The sequence below is a fragment of the Actinomadura sp. 6N118 genome (genome assembly GCF_044326415.1).
Lineage (GTDB): Bacteria > Actinomycetota > Actinomycetes > Streptosporangiales > Streptosporangiaceae > Spirillospora.
On record NZ_JBIRAZ010000003.1, the window covers coordinates 408,438 to 427,582 of the forward strand.

Below are 19,145 nucleotides of genomic sequence, written 5' to 3' on the forward strand. Positions count from 1 at the left end.
GGCCGGTTTGTGACGGCCTTCAAAGAGGCGAAACACCCCACGGCCTCAGCACCGTGGGCGCCCCACGCCCCTGTCACGCCACCAGGTGGCCTTCGGCGGCGGCGGTGCCGTACGCTCACCCGCGTGAAGAGCGCCACCCGTACCGCCGCACTCCTCTCCGGGGCCGTGGTGATGCTCGTGAGCCCGTTCGTCGCCATGAAGGCGATGAGCGACCCCGCCGATCCGCGCGTCTCGGTCGGCGCCGCTCCGGCCGGCACCCTCGTGCCCGGCGACATCCGGGACGGGACGGGACGCATGATCGCCGGGGCCGTCTGGACCGGGCTGGTCGCGTACGACCCCCGCACCGGCGTCCCCGCGAACGCCGCCGCCGCGGCCATCACGAGCGACGACCGCAAGGTCTGGACCGTCAAGCTCAAGCCGGGCCGGTTCCATGACGGCTCGCCGGTCAGCGCCCGCTCGTTCACCGGGGCCTGGAGCGCGGTGCTGCGCGAGGGATGGTCGGGGGCGCGGCTCTTCACCGAGGTGGCGCACGTCAAGGGTGCCAAGGTGAAGCAGGAACGGGTCGACGGGCTCACGGTGGTCGACGACCTCACGTTCAAGGTCACTCTCGACCGGCCGATGAACGGGTTCCCCGCGCTGCTGGGCGACCCCGCGTTCCTGCCGATGCCGGACGGCGTGCTCCGTTCGCGTGACTGGGCCTCGTACGGGAAGCGGCCGATCGGCAACGGCCCGTACCGTGTGCGCGCCCACGACCAGCGCGAGACCGTCCTCGACCGGGAGGGCGGCCGCACGATCGTCGTCAAGGCGATGCCCGACGCGGCGGCGCAGTACAAGGCGGTGCAGGCGGGCGACCTTGACCTGGCCACGGCGGTGCCGCCGAACCGGCACGAGTCGATGGAGGCCGACTTCCGCCGCCGGCACCTCATCGTCCCTGGCCGGGCCATGACGTACCTGGCGTTCCCTCAATGGGAGAAGCGCCTCGCGAACCCCTCGATCCGCCAAGCGATGTCCATGGCGATCGACCGGAACGCGGTCGCGAACGGCCCCCTCGGCTACCAGACGAGCCCTGCCAACGCCCTGGTGCCGCCGGGAGTGCTGCCCGGCCGCCGCGATGAGGGCCAGTGCCGTCCGTGCGTCCACGACCCGGCCGCCTCCGCCGCCACCCTCGCGGACGCGGGCGGCCTTACCGGGCCGGTGCCGATCTGGTACGAGGCGGGCGCGGGCGACGACGTCTGGGTGAAGGCCGTGGCGGAGCAGCTGCAAAAGAAGCTGAAACTCAACGTCCAGCCCAAGCCCACGGAAGATCTGCAGAAGGCGCTCGCGGACCGCAAGGTGGACGGGCCGTTCGTCCTGAAGGCCGCACCCGCCTACCCCGCTCCGATCGCGGCGCTGACTCCGGTGCTGGACGCGCGCACAGGCTACGGCGACGACTACGCCCTCGACCTGATCGGCGACGCCGAACGGGCGGCGACGCCGGAGGACGCCGTGACACCGGCGCGGCTGGCGGAGACGGCGCTGCTGCGCGATATGCCCGCCATGCCGCTATGGACCGCCCACGATCACCTGGTCTGGTCAGAACGGCTGCAGGGCGTCACCGCCGACGCCTTCACCGGCGTCCGCCTGGACCGCCTGACGGTCAACGACTGACCCGGCGACCCGCGCGGACGTCGGCCTGGACGGGCTCTTTCATGACGAGGCGTTGCGAGATCGCTTGGCAGGCGGTCTCACCACGCTCGCTGCGTGCCCCTCCCGACGCCCCATGCACAGCGCGAGTGCCGGAATCGAGCCGAGCGCGGCGATGCCCGCGGCGACGAACATGACCATCCCCAGGCCACCGGCGTCGTAGGGGATCCCTAGCACCGCCACACCCACGGCGACGCCGACCTGCTTGGCCGTGTTGGTGATACCCGAGGCGATGCCCGCCCGTTCGGCTGGCGCTGCGGCGAGCGCGACCTGGCCTGCGACGAGATTTCCGATGCCGCCGCCGATGCCGCCGAGGACGAAGCCCGGGGTGAGCGCGGGCCAGTTATGACTCTGATACGTGACCGCGACAAGGAGGCTGGACACGGTGATGAGCAGCGGCCCGGCCGCCACCAGGACGGCGGGCGGTATCCGGTGCGCGCGCCCGGCGAGCAACAGCGGCGTGGCGAGGGCGGGCAGGCTGTATGAGAGGAACCACAGGCCCGCCACGGCGGGCTCCGCACCCATCGGTCCCTGCACGTACATCGAGAAGTAGGCGAGCGACCCGGCACCGGCCACATGGAGGACGAACGCCCCGGCCGCGTTCGCCGCGTACAGGCGGTCGCGCAGTAGCGACAGGTCGATCATCGGATCGGCCACCCGCCGGAGGAGGAGCCTCCCGAACACGAGCGCCGCGACCACCAGCGAGCCGACGACGAGCGGCGAGCCCCAGCCGGCGCGGTGCCCCTCGATCAGCGCCCACATCACCAGGACGAGCCCAGTCGTCAGGTAACCGGTCCCCCGCACGTCGAGTGGCCGCGGTATCCGCTCGTACGACTCCCGCAGGGTCCGGAGCGCGACCGCGAAAGCGACCACGCCCACCACGGCGGTCAAGACGAAGATCGCGCGCCAGCCGAACAGGGCGGTGAGCGCCCCGCCGATCACCGGACCGGAGGCCAGGGCGCCGCCCGACCCCGCCGCGAAGACCCCGAGCGCGCGGTTGCGTGCACGTCCCGCCGGGAAAGCCGCCGCGATCAAAGGCGCCGCACTCCCGTACAGCACCGCGGCGCCGCACCCTTGAACGGCCCGCAGCAGATCCAGCACAAGAGCGGACTGCGCCAACGCGCAAGCCCCGGAGGCCAGCGTGAAGACACCCAGCCCGCTCAGGAAGAGCCGCCGCCTGCCGAGCCTGTCGGAGAGCGCCCCGGAGAGCAGCAGGAGGGCCGCCAGCGGCAGGGCGTATCCGTCGATCGCCCACTGCGCCTCGGCGAGCCCCGCGTTCAGATCCCGCCGCATGTCGGGAAGCGCCAGGGTGACGCCGATGAGGTCGAGCACCAGCAGAAACCCGGCCGTCGTGGCCACCGCGAGCGTCCAGGTACGTCGTTCCATCGTTTTAATATACAGCGTATATTAACGACTAGACTAGGGCCGGTGAAGACACGTGGACGCGGCACCCGGGGCCTCACCCGCGACGAGGTGCTGGACGCCACCCTGGCCCTCGCGGAGGAACGCGGCCTCGGCGCCGTCAGCATGCGCGCGGTCGCCGACCAGCTGGGCGTGACTCCGATGGCGCTCTACCGCTACGTCGGCGACAAGCAGGGGCTGCTCGACGGCCTGGTGGAACGCATCGTCAGCGAGATCCCGCAGGACGACCCGGCGCTCCCGTGGCAGGAACGCCTGCGCGTCTTCGGCACCGCGATCCGCGAGGTGGCCCGGCGGCATCCCGACGTCTTCCTGCTGCTGTTCCAGCGGCCGACCGTCACGCCCGAGGCCCGGCGCCCGCGCAATTCGGTGCAGCACATCCTGCGCGACGCGGGCGTTCCCGAAGACAAGATCGCCCCACTTCAGAGACTGCTCGACACGGTCGGCATGGGCCTGGCCGCCTCCGAGGCGAGTGGCCGATTCACCGGTGACCAGGACGACGTGAACGCCGTCTTCGACATGGCTGAGGAGATCTTCATCACGGCCATCGAACGCTACGCCGGGTGACCCAGCCAATGGGACAGCGCCGTGAAACGACGGCGGACACCCCCCGTGCGCACCGCAACAGCCAGAGCACGCCGCGAGCCGACCAGGACAACGAGCCTCTTGGCGCGGGTGATGCCGGTGTAGAGCAGGTTGCGGCGCAGCATCATCCACGCGCCCGTCGTCAACGGGACGACGACGGCCGGGTATTCGCTGCCCTGCGACCGGTGGATCGTGATGGCGTACGCGTGGGCCAGCTCATCGAGCTCGTCGAAGCCGTACTCGACGTCCTCGTCCTCATCCGTCCGCACCGTCAGCGTCTGCTCCTCAACTGACAAGGCCGTGACCACGCCGACCGTGCCGTTGAAGACACCCGCCTCGCCCTTGTCGTAGTTGTTGCGCAGCTGCGTGACCTTGTCACCGACGCGGAACACCCGCCCGCCGAAACGTTTTTCTGGTCCCTCCCCATGCGTCAACGCCTCCTGGAGCAGAGCATTGAGGGACCCGGCCCCCGCCGGTCCGCGATGCATCGGCGTGAGCACCTGAACGTCGCGCTGCGGGTCAAGCCCGAACTTGCGCGGAATCCGGTTGGCGACCACGTCCACGGTGAGCTCCGCGGTCTCCTCGGCGTCGTCAGACGGGAAAAAGAAGAAATCCTTGAATCCTCTTGGATGCTCACCCTGGTTGACCCTGTGGGCGTTCACCACAATGCCCGACTCCTGCGCCTGCCGGAAGATCCTCGTGAGCCTGACACGCGGCACGATCTCCGAATTGAGCAGGTCGGCGAGCACTTCACCGGCACCGACCGACGGCAGCTGGTCGACGTCGCCGACCAGCAGCAGATGAGCTCCCCGCGGTATCGCCTTGATCAGCTTGTTGGCCAGGATGAGATCGACCATCGAGCTCTCATCCACCACGACCAGATCAGCGTCCAGCGGCTTGTCCCGGTCGTATTTGGCGTCCCCGCCAGGCTGGAGCTGCAGCAGCCGATGAATGGTCGCCGCCTCATGCCCGGTGAGCTCGGCCAGCCTCTTGGCGGCCCTTCCAGTAGGCGCCACCAGCACGATCTTCGCCTTCTTGGCCGCGGCGAGCTCCACGACGGACCGCACGGTGAAGCTCTTGCCGCAGCCCGGCCCACCCGTGAGCACGGCCACCTTGGAAGTCAGTGCAAGCCTGACCGCCGCCTCCTGCTCGGCCGCCAACTCGGCCCCCGTCCGCTCCCTGAGCCAGCCGAACGCCTTATCCCAGTCGACATCGCTGAACGCCCCAAGCCGGTCGTCCCGCGCGTCCAACAGCTCCCGCACTCCCCGAGCCAAGGACCGTTCAGCCCGATAAAACGGCACCAGATAGACCGCCGGCACCATCACCTCCCCAGACTCCCTCCGCCCAGTCTCCCCAGACGGCACCCCGTCGGCCGCGGCGCCCGCAGACGGGCCCCGTTCGCCCCTGTTGTCCACGGAATCGACCCGCTCGGCCGCGCTGGAAGCCGGTCCGCCTTCCGCAGATGATTCCGGTGCATCGCCGCCCTGGGCAGACAACGCCCCCTCCGGCTCGGCCCCGGCGGGCTTGGGCAGCGCTGAGCCGTCGTTCTTCGGCTGAGTGGGCACAGGCACGACTGGGTGCTGGACTGGCGCGCTGTTGGCGGCCGGTGTGGGGATGACGTCGCCGAGCTCAGGTGAGTCGGTGCGGTCTTCTGACTCGACGCGGGGAAGGTCGCGTTCGGGCGGAGGGGTGCCGGCGCGGTCGCTGGGCGGGATGGAGACGCGCTCGCGGATGACTCCGCCTTCTGCCGCGAGGGTGTCGAGGGCGGGGGTGATCAGTGTGCGGGGGACGGTGAGGATCTGCTCGGCGTCGGTGATGAGGTTGGGCTCGGGCAGGAAGCAGTGCCCGTCGTCGGCCGCTTCGGACAGTGTGTATTGCAGGCCGGCCCTGATGCGCTCGGGGCTGTCGTGCGGGATGCCCATTGCCTTCGCGATGGTGTCGGCCGTTTTGAATCCGATGCCCCAGACGTCCTCCGCCAGCCTGTAGGGCTCGCGGCGCACCGTGTTGATCGAGGCGTCGCCGTATTGCTTGTAGATGCGCACGGCGAGGGAGGTCGATACGCCGATCCCTTGCAGGAAGACCATGACCTCCTTGATGGCCTTCTGCTCTTCCCAGGCGTCGGCGATCCGCTGGGTGCGCTTGCGGCCGAGACCGCGCACCTCGACCAGGCGTTCCGGCTCCTCCTCGATGACCCGCAGGATGTCGAGGCCGAAGTGCTCCACCATCCGGTCGGCCATGACGGGACCGATGCCTTTGATCATCCCTGACCCGAGGTAGCGCCGGATCCCCTGCACGGTGGCGGGCAGGACGGTGGTGTAGGACTCGACCTCGAACTGCCGCCCGTACTTGGGATGCGACCGCCAGCGGCCCGTGAGCTTCAGGCTCTCCCCCACCTGGGCGCCGAGCAGCGCGCCGACGACGGTCAGCAGGTCGCGCCCCGTCTTCTCGGTGGCGACACGCGCGACGGTGTAGCCGGTGTCCTCGTTGGCGTATGTCACGCGTTCGAGAACCGCCTCCAGCACCGCCGGTCTCGGGGAGTCGGTCATGGATGACATGATGCCGGGTCCATCCAGAAGCAACCAGGCGAATCGAATCCTGTGGATAACTCGGCGGCGGAGTTATCCACAGATCGGCCGAGGCCTGGAATTCATGCCGGGACCGGGCCCACGATTGCCGTGTCCGCACGAAGAAAGGGGCACGAAATGCATGGCGCAATGCCCGGGCTCGGGCTGAGCACTCTCGTTTACGGCGCGGTCTGGCTCGCCACCAATGGCGGCCGCGCGTTCCTGCGGCTGAGGGGGCGGCGATGACCACCGTGACCGTCATCGTTCCCGCGCACAACGAGGAGGAGGGGCTCCCCGCAACGCTGGAGTCCCTGCTCAGGCAGACCGCACCCGCCGAGGAGATCATCGTCGTGGACGACGGCTCGTCCGATCGCACGGGCGACGTCGCCAAGTCTTACGACGTCACCGTGCTGCGCCCCGAGCGCAACCTCGGCAGCAAAGCGCGCGCGCAAAACCACGCCCTCCCCTACTGCCAGACGGACTTAGTGTTGGCCGTCGACGCCGATACGGTCCTGGCGCCGGACTACGTCGAACGCCTGAAACCCGCGTTCGACGATCCGAACGTGGTGATTGCGGCGGGCAACGTCCAGACACGTTTCACCCGCACGATCTGGGAACGCGGCCGTTCGATCGAGTATCTCTTCGGCTTTCATTTCCATCGGCCCATCCAAGCCGGGGCCGCCAGCCCGATGGTCTGCTCCGGCTGCTGCTCGGCGTTCCGCCGCGAGGCCCTCGTCGCGTTCGGCGGATTCCCAGAACGGACCATCGTCGAAGACATGGACGTCACCTGGTCGTGGCAGATCGGCGGCCACAAGGCGATCTACGTCTCCGACGCGGTGGCCTGGGCGGCCGACCCCGAGACCCTCACCTACCTCCGCAAGCAGGTCTGGCGCTGGATGGCGGGCTTCTTCCAGAACGTGCGCCTCCACCTGCGCCCGATGGCTAGGCGCAAACCCATGCTCGCCCTCTGGGTCGTTCTCGCCGTGCTGGAGATCCTCCTCGCCCCGGTGTGGTGGACGACCCCGCTGATCCTCACCTTCGTCTGGCGGCTACCGGTCACCGAGACCCTGGCCTGGTGGTTCGGCACCGAGCTCCTGCTCTTCACTCCACCACTGGTGTACGCGGCGCGCCGCCGACATCTCTCAGTCCTACGCGTGCTGGCCAACGTCCCGTTCGCCTATCCGACCAGGGCGGTCAACACCTACTACGCCTGGAAGGGCCTGCTGGTCGAGCTGGTCCTCGTTCCCCTGGGCCTCGCAAAAACCCTCACCGTCTACGAGAAAGGCCGAGCAAGCTAAGCCCTGGGTCAGCGTTGGGCCTGGGCCATGGCCTTGAGGGTCTGGTGGGCGGTGTGACGCGGGGTCCAGCCGAGGTCGCGCCGGGCCTTGGCGGTGTCCATGATCATCGGGTGCCGGGCGGCGTGGATCCATTCGGCCTGGGAGGGCATGAGCGGGAGGAGGTTGACCAGTTCGGCGGTCACGGTGACCAGGTCGGACGGGACGGGGATCGAGTAGGCGCCTATGGCGCGGGCCAGGTCGCCGATGGTGAGCTCGCCGTCGGCAGCGAGGTTGTACGCGCCAGGCGGGCCGTCTCCCGCGACGGCGGCGGCCAGCGCGGCCGCCACGTCGTCATGGTGAACGAGCTGGAAGCGTACGCCGGGATCGGGGAGCACCGGGCGCAGACCCGGCACGGCGCCGAGGAGGCGCCGGAGCGGGTCGGGGACATAAGGCGCGGCCTGTTCCCAGGGCATGTTGCGGAGGAGAACGGTCGCCTCGGGGCCCGCGACGATGCAGGGGCGCAGGACGAAGACGTCCAGGCCCTTGGTGGTCTCGGCGAGGAGCTTCTCGCATGCGGCCTTCTGCGCGGAGTAATAGTGCGCATCCGAGCCTCGCGGCGGAACGTCCTCGGTCAACGGCACCGGATTGTCGGCGTGGTAGCCGTACGCGGCGACGGAGGACGTGTAGACGAGGCGCGCCGGCCGTTCGGCGGCCTGAGTCGCCTCGAAGACGTTGCGGCTGCCGGCCAGGTTCACCCGTTCGCTCTCCTTGTGGGAGCCCAGGATGATGAACGCGAGGTGCACGACCACGTCCGCGTCGGCCACCAGGGCGTCCACGGCGGAGCGGTCCTGGATGTCGCCCTGGTGGTAGACGGTCTTCTTCCAGCCCCGGCTGGCCGGGTCGAACGGCCTGCGCGCCATCCCGACGATCCGTTCGACACGATCGTCGTCTTCGAGCGCGCCTACCGCCGCCGTGCCGATCTCACCGGTCGGCCCGGTCACCGCAACCGTCAGTCCCATGGCGTCTCCTCGCGTCGACCGGGATCTGCCCGCAGTCTGACGGTCCACACGCCACCCGGGAACAGGCAGCCGGAACGGTCAGCGCTGACCTGGTGTCTCCCCTGCGGAGATCTCCATCACACCGGTTTCGGTCACGAGCGCGCTCACCAAACGGGCGGGCGTGACGTCGAAGGCGGGGTTGAACGCGCGGGATCCCGCGGGGGCGGTCTGGACCTCGCCCCAGCTGAGGATCTCGTCCGCCGCGCGTTCCTCGATGGGGATGTCGGCGCCGGAGGCCGTCGCGAGGTCGATCGTGCTCCAGGGGGCCGCGACCACGAAGGGGATGCCCACGTCGGCGCAGGCCAGCGCCAGCCCGACCGAGCCGACCTTGTTGGCGGTGTCGCCGTTCGCGGCGATCCGGTCGGCGCCGATGATCGCCACGTCGACCAGGCCGCGCAGGATGGTGCCGGCCGCGGCCCCGTCCGCCTGGACGAAGTGGGGGATGCCGAGCTGGTCGAGTTCCCAGGCGGTGAGGCGGGAGCCCTGCAGGAGGGGCCTGGTCTCGTCGGCGTAGACCACGTCGAGCCGGTCGCGGGCGTGCAACTCGCGGACGATGCCGACCGCGGTCCCCCAGCCGGCGGTGGCCAGCGCCCCGGCGTTGCAGTGAGTGATCACGCGGAGGGGCCGGTCGCCGGCTCGTTCCTGGAGCCAGTCGGCGCCGAACGCGCCGATGGCCCGGTTGCCGCGGACGTCCTCGTCCAGCAGGGCCTGCGCCTCGGCGATCACGGCTTCCACGCCCTTGGGCATGAACGGGATCATCCGGTCCACGCCCGCCGCGAGGTTGACCGCCGTCGGCCGGGCGTGCCGGACCCGTTCGACTGCCGCTGCCAGGGCCGTCTGGTCCCAGCCCTCCCGGTCGGCCTGCATCATGGCGATGGCCACGCCGAACGCGCCCGCCACGCCGAGCGCCGGCGCACCCCGTACGGACAGCCGCTGGATCGCGCCGACCAACCCCTCGACGTCGCGGATGTCCAGGTGCGCCAGCCGGCCGGGGAGCCGGGTCTGGTCGATGAGCCGCAACCCCTCGCCCGTCCACTCCACCGCACGCACGTCGCTCCCCATGGCCGCAGCATACGCAGCCCCGCCCGACGCCGTTCGCCATGGCCAGGGCCAGGGCTAGGGCCACGGCCACGGCCACGGCCACGGCGTACGAACGCCGACTCGACGGCCCTCGTCGGCGCCGACTCGACTCGTGCCCCGCCGCGCGCAGCCCGGCCGCAACCTCGTCCCACGCCCACGCACCGAGCCAGAAACCCGGGGACCAGTACGAACGTCTGCCCGCATCGGGCGGGCGCGTGGCGTATGCCCGGCTTTCCGCGAATACGGCGAAATCTGGGGCTCCCACCCTATGGTGGTGCCATGCGCGGACGATCTTGGCTCATCGTCGGGGCGGTGCTCGCCGTCGTCGGCGCCGCCGCCGGGATCGTGGCATGGCCGGACCCGGAGCCGCCCTCGGTCGACGGACGTCTGCGCGCCGAACTGGTCCCACTGATCCAGACCCACCTCGAGACCAAGGCCGACCTCGGCGGCGCGCTCGACGACCAGCCCGAGCTGAACAGCCGGTGGTTGTGCGACCTCGAACTGATCGAGACCGAGCAGCGCGGCCCCGACCTGCTGGCCGGTATCTACACGTCCTGCCAGGAGTTCGCCAGGACGGGCCCGTCGCTCCTGGCCGGCACCGGCTTCCGTTCGCCCATGCGCATCACGGTTCGTTCTGGCGCGGTCACGTCGGTCGAAGAACCCGTGGACGGAGCCGGATTCCAGCCCACGGTGAGCCGCATGTTCACCGAATCGGGCGAACGCAGGGTCTTCGACTTCATCAACTCAGGCGGCCCGTTCGAGCGCGACCGTCTCCCCGAGCGAGCCCGTCGCACCTTCGACCTCCCCGCCAACGCCCCCATCCGCGACCACCCCTGACCGAACGCGAGACGTGGGCCGAGTTCGGCGCTCGCAGCCGAGCAGCGCCATAGGTGAACGCCAGAACGCCAAGGGTCAACGCCATCCACGTCGGCGCCCGCCGCACATGAACGCCGCACATGCCGTCGGCGGCCCGCAAAGCGGGATCATCCGTCGGATCCCCCTTGTGTCACAGGCCGATCGAGCGAGTCACGACAGGCCGCGCCGCCTTCTTTTGTCCAGGCTGTGACCTGCAACAACTTGACATATTCGAACTTGTGTTCGACTGTAGGAGGGTTCGGGGCGACGTCGTGAGGAGGAACCGTGGCGGACGCGGCGTGGGCCAGGGCCACGCTAGCGAACGCGACGGGACTGGAGACCGTCGGGCTCGAGACCCTCGGGCTCGAAACCGCCTCCCGGCTCGACCTCGTACCGGTCCTTCCGGCGCTCCGCCCGGTCGTCCCGGGGCTCCGGCCCGGCTCGGTCGTGGGGCTGGCGGGGACGGGATCGGCCTCCCTCGGGCTCGCGCTCGTGGCGGGGGTCTCCCAGCACGGCGGCGAGAGCGGGACGGGAGGGTGGTGCGCGGTGGTCGGGATGCCGGAGTTCGGTGTCGCCGCCGCCGTCGGGATGGGCGCGGAGCCCGAGCGGCTGCTCCTGGTGGACGAGCCGGACGGGCGGTGGCCGGATGTCGTTGCCGCGCTGATCGAGGCGGTCGATCTCGTCCTGGTCCGGCCGCCGGAACGGCCCGGCACCGCCGCCGTACGACGGCTGTCCGCGCTCGCGCGCAAGCACGGCTGCGTGCTGACCGTCACCGGCCACGACTGGCCGGGCACCGCGGTCCGCCTGCGCGTCGACCAGGCCGAATGGATCGGTCTCGGCGACGGTCACGGGCGGCTGCGCGGGCGGCGGGCGCAGATCGTCGCGGAAGGGCGCGGAGCTCCGGGCGCGGGCCGGCGCACGTGGGTGTGGCTCCCCGGCCCGAACGGCGAGGTGGCGCCGTACGAGCCCGTTGTGGTCGGCGATCTACGTCCGGCCGAACGGCACGCGGCCGAACGGCAGGTACCCGAATGGCAGCCGGCTGAACGGCATGCACTCGAATGGCAGGCGGCCGGGGCGCGGACGGTGCTGGAGGTCGTCCGTGAGACGCCGGGTGAGGACGTCGCATGAGCCGGGTGTTGGTGGTGTGGTGCCCGGACTGGCCGGTGACGGCGGTCGGAGTAGACGCGGCCACGGCCGGGGCCGTGGTCGTTCAGGGACAGGTCGCGGCGTGCTCGGCGGCGGCGCGGGCGGCGGGCGTACGGCGCGGGCAGCGGGTCCGGGACGCGCAACGACGCTGCCCTGACCTGGTCGTACGCGAGCGCGACACCGATGCCGAGGGCCGGTTGTTCGAAACGGTCGTGGACGCGGTGGCGGCTCTGACCCCCAAGGTGGAGGTCGTCCGCCCCGGGATGTGCGCCATCGCGGCCCGGGGCGCGGCGCGCTTCTACGGCGGCGAGGAGTCGCTGCGGCTGATGGCGCAGGACGCGGTCGTGGAGGCCGGGTTCGACTGCGGCGCGGGCATCGCGGACGGCCTGTTCGCCGCCGAGCTCGCCGCCCGTACCGAGGACGGCGGGACGGTCGTTCCGCAAGGCACGGCGGCGGGTTTCCTGGCCCCCTATCCGCTCTCGGTCCTCGGCCGGCCGGAGCTCGCCGATCTTCTCGCCCGGCTGGGCATCCGCACGCTGGGCGCGTTCGCGGCGCTGCCGTCGGGGCATGTGGCGGCGCGGTTCGGGGTGGACGGCGCGCTGGCCCAGCGGCTCGCGCGGGGCGAGGAGCCACGGCCGCCGGCGCCCGGGCACTCGGCCGTCGACCTGTCCGTACGGGACGAGTTCGATCCGCCCGCCGCCCAGGCCGACCAGGTGGTGTTCGCCGCCAAACGCCTCGCCGGGGAGCTCCACGAAGGGCTCGGCGCGGGCGGACTCACCTGCGTCCGGCTCGCCGTGGAGGTCGGCTTCGCGGACGGTCATGTGCTGGAACGGCTGTGGCGGCACGACGGGCTCCTGTCCACGCTGGCGATCGCCGAACGCGTGCGGTGGCAGCTCTCGGCGTGGCGGTCGGAACGGCCCACTCCGGGTACCGACGCCGACGGCATCGAGCTCGACGGTGACGAGCAGGCGGTGTGGGGCGGCGTCGCGTGGCTGGAGCTGACCCCCGACCAGCTCGTTCCGGACGAGGGCAGGCAGCAGGCGCTCTGGGGCCAGAGCTCGGTGAACGACCGGATCGCCCGGGCCGCAGGCCGCATCCAGGCGCTGCTCGGCCATCGCGGGATCACCCGCCCCGTCCTCACTGGGGGCCGCGGACCCGGCGAGCAGGTCACGAAGGTGCCGGTCGGCGACCTGGTCCCCGGCGGCATCCCGGACGGCCCCTGGCCGGGCCGGATCCCCGCGCCTGCGCCCGCCTCCGTTCCACCCGCGTCCCTGGCCGCGGAGGTGACGGACGCGTCGGGCACGCCGGTGATGGTCTCGGCGCGCTGCACGGTGTCGGCGCCGCCCGCCCGCGTCTCGTTCGACGGCCGGCCGGCGGTCGCCGTGACCTCCTGGACCGGGCCGTGGCCGGTGGACGAACGCTGGTGGGACCCCGCCCGTTCGCAGCGGCGCGCGCGCTTCCAGATCGTGACCGACGACGGCCGCGCGCTCCTGCTGGCTGTGGAAGGTGGCCGTTGGCTTGTGGAGGCGACCTATGACTGAGGAGACGTCCCATGGGCTGGCATAACCCTCCGATCTCCTGGCGGGATTTCGAGAAACGACTCTCCTGGAAAGCCGACGCCGAACGGCCAGACGGGCCGCCGACCGAACGCCCGGACGCGTCGTCGTCCGAACGCCCGCACGGGTCGTCCGGCGACAATGCCGATGGCCGGCCGCAGGAACCCCCTCGACCGCGCCGTGATCCTGCGGCCGTCCGCCGCTCCGAGCCCCAGATCCCGTGGGCTGAGCTGCACTGCCATTCCTCGTTCAGCTTCCTCGATGGCGCGAGCGAACCGGCCGCCCTGGCAGAGGAGGCAGCGCGGCTGGGCGTGGAGGCGATGGCGATCACCGACCACGACGGGATGTACGGCGTGGTGCAGTTCGCTCAAGCGGCGAACGAGCTGGGCGTCGGCACGATCTTCGGCGCGGAGCTCAGCCTCGGCCTGCCCGGCCCGCAGACCGGCGAACCCGATCCCGCCGGGGAACACCTGCTCATCCTCGCCCGTGACGCCGCCGGTTACGGGCGGCTCTGCTCGGCGATCACGGCGGCGCAGTTGGAGGGCGGTCGCAAGGGCCGTCCGGTGTACGACGTGGACAAGCTGGCCGGCGCGCATGACGGGCACTGGGTGGTACTGACCGGTTGCCGCAAGGGCGCGGTCCCGGCGGCGCTCTCCGGGGCGGCGGCGCTCTCGGGGGCGGTGGGGCGTAGCCATGGGGGTGGAACACCGGGGGCGGTGGGGCGTGGCCATGGGGGTGGAACACAGCCGGGCGGCCCGGAAGCCGCCGAACGAGAGCTGCGACGGCTGATGGAGATGTTCGGCCGCGACAACGTGTTCGTCGAGCTCATCGATCATGACCAGCCCGACGACGACGTGCGCAACGACGTGCTCTTCGAGCTGGCGGCCCGTACCGGCCTCGGCGTCGTCGCCTCCAACAACGTGCACTTCGCGGCGCCCGGCCCGGACGCCCGGCTCGCCCAGGCCCTCGCGGCGGTCCGGGCGCGGCGCAGCCTCGACGACATGGTCGGCTGGCTGCCCGCGGGCGGCACCGCGCACGTGCGCACCGGCGCGGAGATGGCCGCCCGGCTCGCCCGGTTCCCCGGCGTGCGCGAACGGACCGTCGAGCTGGCGCGGTCGTGCATCTTCGACTTCGACGTCGTGGCGCCGCGCCTGCCCGACTGGCCGGTGCCCGAGGGGTACGACGAGGCGAGCTGGCTGCGGCAGCTGGTGGCCGAGGGCGCGCTCAAGCGGTACGGGCCGCCCGACCGCGAGAAGACACCCGGCGCGTACGCGCAGATCGCCAAGGAGCTCGACGTCATCGAGCACCTCGGCTTCCCGGGTTACTTCCTGATCGTCCACGACATCGTCAAGGCCTGCGAAGACCGCAACATCCTCTGCCAGGGACGGGGCTCGGCTGCCAACTCGGCGGTCTGCTACGCCCTCGGCATCACCGGTGTCGACGCCGTACGGCACGGGCTGCTCTTCGAACGGTTCCTGTCGCCCGGCCGTGACGGGCCACCCGACATCGACCTCGACATCGAGCACCGCCGCCGTGAGGACATCATCCAGTACGTCTACAACAAGTACGGCCGCAAGTGCACCGCCCAAGTCGCCAACGTCATCAGCTACCGGCCCCGCATGGCGGTACGGGACTCGGCGCGCGCGCTGGGTTTCTCCCCCGGCCAGCAGGACGCCTGGTCGAAGGGCATCGACCCGCGTGACCCGGTCGGCACCGAGGCCGAGATCCCGACCGCCGTGACCGAACTCGCCTCCCGCATGCTGAAGCTCCCCCGGCACCTGGGCATCCACTCGGGCGGCATGGTGATCGCCGACCGGCCCGTCGGCGAGGTATGCCCGATCGAGTGGGCCACGAAGGCCGACCGCAGCGTCCTGCAATGGGACAAGGACGACTGCGCGGCGGCCGGGCTTGTGAAGTTCGACCTTCTCGGCCTCGGCATGCTGGCGGCGCTGCACGACACGTTCGACCTGGTCGCCGAACACCACGGCGAGCGCTACGACCTGCACTCGATCCCGCCCGAGGACCCACTGGTGTACGACATGTTGTGCGACGCCGACACCGTCGGGGTGTTCCAGGTGGAGTCGCGGGCGCAGATGGCGACGCTCCCCCGGCTCAAACCGCGCGAGTTCTACGACCTGGTCGTGGAGGTCGCGCTGATCCGGCCCGGCCCCATCCAGGGCGGCTCGGTCCATCCGTACCTGCGTCGCCGCAAGAACGCCGAGCGCCCGGACTGCCCGCACCCGCTCATGCAGAACGCACTCGCCCGCACCCTGGGCGTTCCGCTGTTCCAGGAGCAGATGATGCAGCTCGCGGTCGACTGCGCGGGCTTCTCCCCGGCCGAGTCTGACCTGTTGCGCCAAGCCATGGGCGCCAAGCGCGCGCCCGAACGGGTGGAACGGCTGCGCACCCGGCTCCTGGAGGGCATGGCCGAACGCGGCATCCCCGCCGACATCGCCGAGGACATCTACGAGAAGATCCTGGGCTTCACCGGGTTCGGTTTCCCCGAGTCGCACGCCCAGAGCTTCGCGCACCTGGTGTACGCGAGCTCTTGGCTCAAGCGGCATCACCCCGCCGCCTTCACGGCCGCGCTCGTCCGCAACCAGCCGATGGGGTTCTACAGCACGCAGTCCCTCTACGCCGACGCCCGCCGCCACGGCGTGGTCGCACGCCCCGTGGACATCAACGCCAGCGACGCGCATCCCACCCTGGAAGAACCAGTCCCGGTCAAGAGCGACCACCCGCACGCACCCGGAAAACCCCAACCCGCGATCCGGATGGGCCTCACTGGAATCCGCAATCTCGGTGACGACGTCGCCGAGAAGATCGCTGCAGGCCGCCCGTACAAGAGCATGGAGGACCTGGTCCGCCGCATCCCGCTCTCCTCAGCGGCCCTGGAGTCCCTGGCCACCGCAGGCGCCTTCAGCAACCTCCAAGTCCACACCCCACACGCCGTAGGTGACGCGCGGCCTGCAAAGGATGCCCGGATCGCGGAGGACGCCCGGCTTGCAAAGGAAACCCGGATCACGGATAGCGACCGGATCGCGGAGGACGCCCTGATCGCGGAGGGCGCGGGGGTTGGGCGGCGGGAGGCTCTGTGGGCGGCGGGGGCCTTGGCGGGTATTGGGCCGGGGCAGCTGGAAGGAGTCACGCCTGGCGCGGCCGCACCTGGGTTGCCGCCGATGACGCCGGTCGAGGAGACGCTGGCGGATCTGTGGGCGACGGGGGTGTCGCACACTCATCCGATGGCGCATGTGCGGGAGGCGCTGGACGAGCTCGGCGCTCTCTCGTCCACACGCCTGGCGAAGGTGCCCGGTGAGACGAACGTGGTGGTGGCGGGGCTCGTCACCCACCGCCAGCGGCCTCCGACGGCGGGCGGCATCGTGTTCATGACGCTGGAGGACGAGACCGGGATCATCAATGTGACGTGCCCGCCGCAGGTGTTCCAGCGCCACCGGGGGCTGGCCGTCGACTCCCAGGCGCTGCTGGTGAGCGGGCGGCTGGAGAGGGCCGACGGGGTGACCAGCGTCCGGGCGACGCGGCTGAGGCGGCTTCCCGTCCCCGGCAAGGTCAAATCGCGCAACTTCCACTGACGTGTCCGGATCTGGTCGCATATGCCCTGACCTGCGACGTGGCATGGAATGTCGCTTTTGGAGAAACTTTCAATGACGCGATATGTCTTGACGTGGAGACAGGTCCGGACGTAGGTCTGGGAGAGCGGGCGGCGCACCTACTGGGGGGTTCCTCCATGTTCGGCGAGTACCGGTTCTCGTCCATCCCATGCGGACGGATCAGCAAGTGGATCGTCCTCGTGGTCTGGATCCTGCTCTTCGTCCCGGCCATGATGCTGGCGTCCAAGCTGACCGACGCCCAGAGCAACGAGACGTCCTCCTGGCTGCCCAACAACGCCGAGTCCACTCAGGTCGTCGAACTGGCGGAGAAGTTCGTCCCGAGCGACACGTTCCCCGCCGTGGTGGTCTACCACCGGGACGGCGGCGCGATCACCGCCGGCGACCGCGCCAAGGCCACGGCCGACGCGGCCAAGCTGGCACAGATGACGGGGGACCCGCCCGGCGACGCCCCGGCCCGCAAGATCGTGCAGAGCATCCAGGGGCCGCAGCCGTCGAAGGACGGAAAGGCGCTCCAGACGCTGGTCAACGTCAAGGTCGACGCAGACGGCTGGGAGCTTCTGGGACCGGCGGTCAAGGACTTCCGTGACGTCGTGCAATCCGGGGGTGGCGGGCTCGAAGCGCACGTCACCGGCCCGGCCGGGTACGGCGGCGACTTCAGCAACATCTTCTCCGGCTTCGACGCGACCCTGCTCTATATCACCGCGGCCATCGTCGTCATCATCCTGCTGATCACGTATCGCAGCCCGATCCTCTGGCTGGTGCCGCTGATCTGCGTGGCCGTCTCGCTGCAGGCGGCACAGGCGGTGGTCTACTTGCTCGCCGAACACGCCGGCCTGACCGTGAACGGGCAGGCCACGTTCATCCTCACCGTGATGGTGTTCGGCGTCGGCACCGACTACGCGCTGCTCCTCATCGCCCGTTATCGCGAGGAACTGCGCCGGCACAGCGACCGGCACGAGGCGATGGCGTTCGCGTTGCACCGCGCCGGGCCTGCGATCATCGCCAGCGGCTCGACCGTGGCGCTGAGCATGATGTGCCTGCTCATGGCGATGCTCAACTCGACCAAGAGCATGGGGCCGGTGATGGCGATCGGCGTGGTGGTGGCCCTGGCCGCGATGGTCACGCTGCTGCCCGCGCTCCTGGTGATCTTCGGCCGGTGGATGTTCTGGCCGGTCCGGCCGCGTTACGGATCGGACGAGCCTGCCGAACGAGGGTTCTGGGCCCGTGTCGGCACCTTCCTCACCCCTCATCCGCGTCTGACCTGGATCGTCACCGCGGTCGTGCTCGGAGCCATGGCGCTCGGGCTGGCCGGGCTCAAGACCGACTTCCTGGCGCAGAAGGACTCGTTCAGCGCCGGCAAACCCGACTCCGTCGCGGGCGAGGAGGTCCTCGTCGCGCACTTCCCCGCCGGCACCGGCGCCCCGATCCAGGTGATCGCGAACGCGCCGGGGGCGAGCGGCGTGCAGTCGGCGCTGGCCGGCGTGCCGAAGCTCACCGACGTCAAACCGGTCGGGAAACCCGTGGACGGCCTGGTCTACTTCGAGGGCACGCTGAACGCGCCGCCCGACACCGACGAGGGCTTCTCGATCGTCAAGCAGGCTCGCGACGCGGTCGACCGGGCCCCCGGCGCGGACGCCAAGGTCGGCGGCGCCAGTGCCATCACGCTGGACATCAACGACGCGTCCCGGCGCGACCAGAACCTCGTCATCCCGATCGTGCTCGTGGTCATCTTCGGGATCCTCGCGGTGCTCCTGCGCGCCCTCGTCGCGCCGCTGATCCTGGTCGCGACCGTGGTGCTGTCGTTCGCGGCGGCGCTCGGCGTGAGCGCGCTGGTGTTCAACCATCTCTTCGACTTCGCGGGGTCGGACCCGTCCTTCCCGCTGTGGGCGTTCGTCTTCCTCGTGGCCCTCGGGACGGACTACAACATCTTCCTGATGACCCGCGTCCACGAGGAGGCCAAGCAGCACGGCACGCGCCGTGGCGCGCTCATCGGGCTGGCCGCCACCGGCGGCGTCATCACCTCGGCGGGCGCGGTGCTGGCCGGCACGTTCGCCGCGCTCGGCTCGCTACCCCTGGTGTTCGTCACCGAGCTGGGCTTCGCCGTCGCGTTCGGCGTGCTGCTCGACACGTTCATCGTGCGGTCGGTCCTGGTCACCGCGCTCAACCTGGATCTGGGCGCGCGCATGTGGTGGCCGAGCGCCCTGGCCCGCGAGACTCCGCCGCGCGAGACCGACACCGCCGAGGACGAGACCGCCCCCGTCTCCCGCTGAGCACTGTCTCTCGATGAGCAGGG

The 19,145-nt window shown here is 70.7% G+C and carries 12 protein-coding genes; 8 read left to right on the plus strand and 4 right to left on the minus strand.

What is annotated here, in order from left to right:
- Positions 1-123: 123 nt before the first annotated feature.
- Positions 124-1,647 (plus strand): ABC transporter substrate-binding protein, encoded by a 1,524-nt coding sequence (locus tag ACH34W_RS09690; protein ID WP_395960420.1) that lies wholly within the window; start codon positions 124-126, stop codon positions 1,645-1,647.
- 39 nt (positions 1,648-1,686) lie between these two features.
- Here the strand turns inward: ACH34W_RS09690 and ACH34W_RS09695 are convergent, their stop codons facing one another.
- A complete protein-coding gene (locus ACH34W_RS09695) occupies positions 1,687-3,069 on the minus strand; it encodes an MFS transporter (protein WP_395960421.1) in 1,383 nt (460 codons plus the stop codon).
- A 42-nt stretch (positions 3,070-3,111) separates the two neighbouring features.
- On the opposite strand from ACH34W_RS09695, the gene ACH34W_RS09700 reads away from it, so the two are divergent.
- Positions 3,112-3,669 carry a TetR/AcrR family transcriptional regulator gene (locus tag ACH34W_RS09700; protein WP_395960422.1) on the plus strand — a complete coding sequence of 186 codons (558 nt, stop codon included), beginning with the start codon at positions 3,112-3,114 and terminating at the stop codon, positions 3,667-3,669.
- On the opposite strand, the gene ACH34W_RS09705 is transcribed toward ACH34W_RS09700, so the two are convergent.
- Entirely contained in the window at positions 3,657-6,233 is a 2,577-nt protein-coding gene (locus ACH34W_RS09705; RefSeq protein WP_395960423.1) for an AAA family ATPase, read from the minus strand. The genes ACH34W_RS09700 and ACH34W_RS09705 overlap by 13 nt on opposite strands.
- Before the next feature lie 260 nt (positions 6,234-6,493).
- Here ACH34W_RS09705 and ACH34W_RS09710 point away from each other — a divergent pair, with 260 nt between their 5' ends.
- Complete coding sequence (locus ACH34W_RS09710) at positions 6,494-7,549, plus strand: glycosyltransferase family 2 protein (RefSeq protein ID WP_395960424.1); 1,056 nt, start codon at positions 6,494-6,496, stop codon at positions 7,547-7,549.
- An 8-nt stretch (positions 7,550-7,557) separates the two neighbouring features.
- On the opposite strand, the gene ACH34W_RS09715 is transcribed toward ACH34W_RS09710, so the two are convergent.
- Positions 7,558-8,547 (minus strand): NAD-dependent epimerase/dehydratase family protein, encoded by a 990-nt coding sequence (locus ACH34W_RS09715; RefSeq protein ID WP_395960425.1) that lies wholly within the window; start codon positions 8,545-8,547, stop codon positions 7,558-7,560.
- Positions 8,548-8,625: 78 nt separating this feature from the next.
- The gene (mtnA, locus tag ACH34W_RS09720) at positions 8,626-9,648 is read right to left on the minus strand and encodes an S-methyl-5-thioribose-1-phosphate isomerase (protein ID WP_395960426.1); all 1,023 of its coding nucleotides are present in this window, start codon (positions 9,646-9,648) and stop codon (positions 8,626-8,628) included.
- Positions 9,649-9,945: 297 nt separating this feature from the next.
- Here mtnA and ACH34W_RS09725 point away from each other — a divergent pair, with 297 nt between their 5' ends.
- From ACH34W_RS09725 to ACH34W_RS09745, 5 genes are all read left to right on the plus strand, one after another.
- A complete protein-coding gene (locus tag ACH34W_RS09725; protein WP_395960427.1) occupies positions 9,946-10,503 on the plus strand; it encodes a hypothetical protein in 558 nt (185 codons plus the stop codon).
- Between the two features lie 303 nt (positions 10,504-10,806).
- Positions 10,807-11,649 (plus strand): hypothetical protein, encoded by an 843-nt coding sequence (locus ACH34W_RS09730; protein ID WP_395960428.1) that lies wholly within the window; start codon positions 10,807-10,809, stop codon positions 11,647-11,649.
- On the plus strand, positions 11,646-13,208 hold the full coding sequence (locus ACH34W_RS09735; RefSeq protein WP_395960429.1) for a DNA polymerase Y family protein: 1,563 nt from the start codon (positions 11,646-11,648) through the stop codon (positions 13,206-13,208). Before ACH34W_RS09730 ends, ACH34W_RS09735 begins: the two co-directional genes overlap by 4 nt.
- Positions 13,209-13,219: 11 nt before the next feature.
- Positions 13,220-16,813: an error-prone DNA polymerase gene (locus ACH34W_RS09740; RefSeq protein WP_395960430.1), complete on the plus strand. Its 3,594-nt coding sequence runs from the start codon at positions 13,220-13,222 to the stop codon at positions 16,811-16,813.
- 155 nt (positions 16,814-16,968) lie between these two features.
- Complete coding sequence (locus ACH34W_RS09745; RefSeq protein ID WP_395960431.1) at positions 16,969-19,122, plus strand: MMPL family transporter; 2,154 nt, start codon at positions 16,969-16,971, stop codon at positions 19,120-19,122.
- The last annotated feature ends 23 nt before the right edge of the window (positions 19,123-19,145 follow it).

What these genes read in the sequence shown, in the direction of transcription:
- ACH34W_RS09695 (WP_395960421.1), bottom strand. Translation starts at nt 3,069, where the DNA reads ATGGAACGACGTACCTGGACGCTCGCGGTGGCCACGACGGCCGGGTTT.
- ACH34W_RS09705 (WP_395960423.1), bottom strand. Translation starts at nt 6,233, where the DNA reads ATGACCGACTCCCCGAGACCGGCGGTGCTGGAGGCGGTTCTCGAACGC.
- ACH34W_RS09710 (WP_395960424.1), top strand. Translation starts at nt 6,494, where the DNA reads ATGACCACCGTGACCGTCATCGTTCCCGCGCACAACGAGGAGGAGGGG.
- ACH34W_RS09715 (WP_395960425.1), bottom strand. Translation starts at nt 8,547, where the DNA reads ATGGGACTGACGGTTGCGGTGACCGGGCCGACCGGTGAGATCGGCACG.
- mtnA (WP_395960426.1), bottom strand. Translation starts at nt 9,648, where the DNA reads ATGGGGAGCGACGTGCGTGCGGTGGAGTGGACGGGCGAGGGGTTGCGG.
- ACH34W_RS09725 (WP_395960427.1), top strand. Translation starts at nt 9,946, where the DNA reads ATGCGCGGACGATCTTGGCTCATCGTCGGGGCGGTGCTCGCCGTCGTC.
- ACH34W_RS09735 (WP_395960429.1), top strand. Translation starts at nt 11,646, where the DNA reads ATGAGCCGGGTGTTGGTGGTGTGGTGCCCGGACTGGCCGGTGACGGCG.
- ACH34W_RS09740 (WP_395960430.1), top strand. Translation starts at nt 13,220, where the DNA reads ATGGGCTGGCATAACCCTCCGATCTCCTGGCGGGATTTCGAGAAACGA.
- ACH34W_RS09745 (WP_395960431.1), top strand. Translation starts at nt 16,969, where the DNA reads ATGTTCGGCGAGTACCGGTTCTCGTCCATCCCATGCGGACGGATCAGC.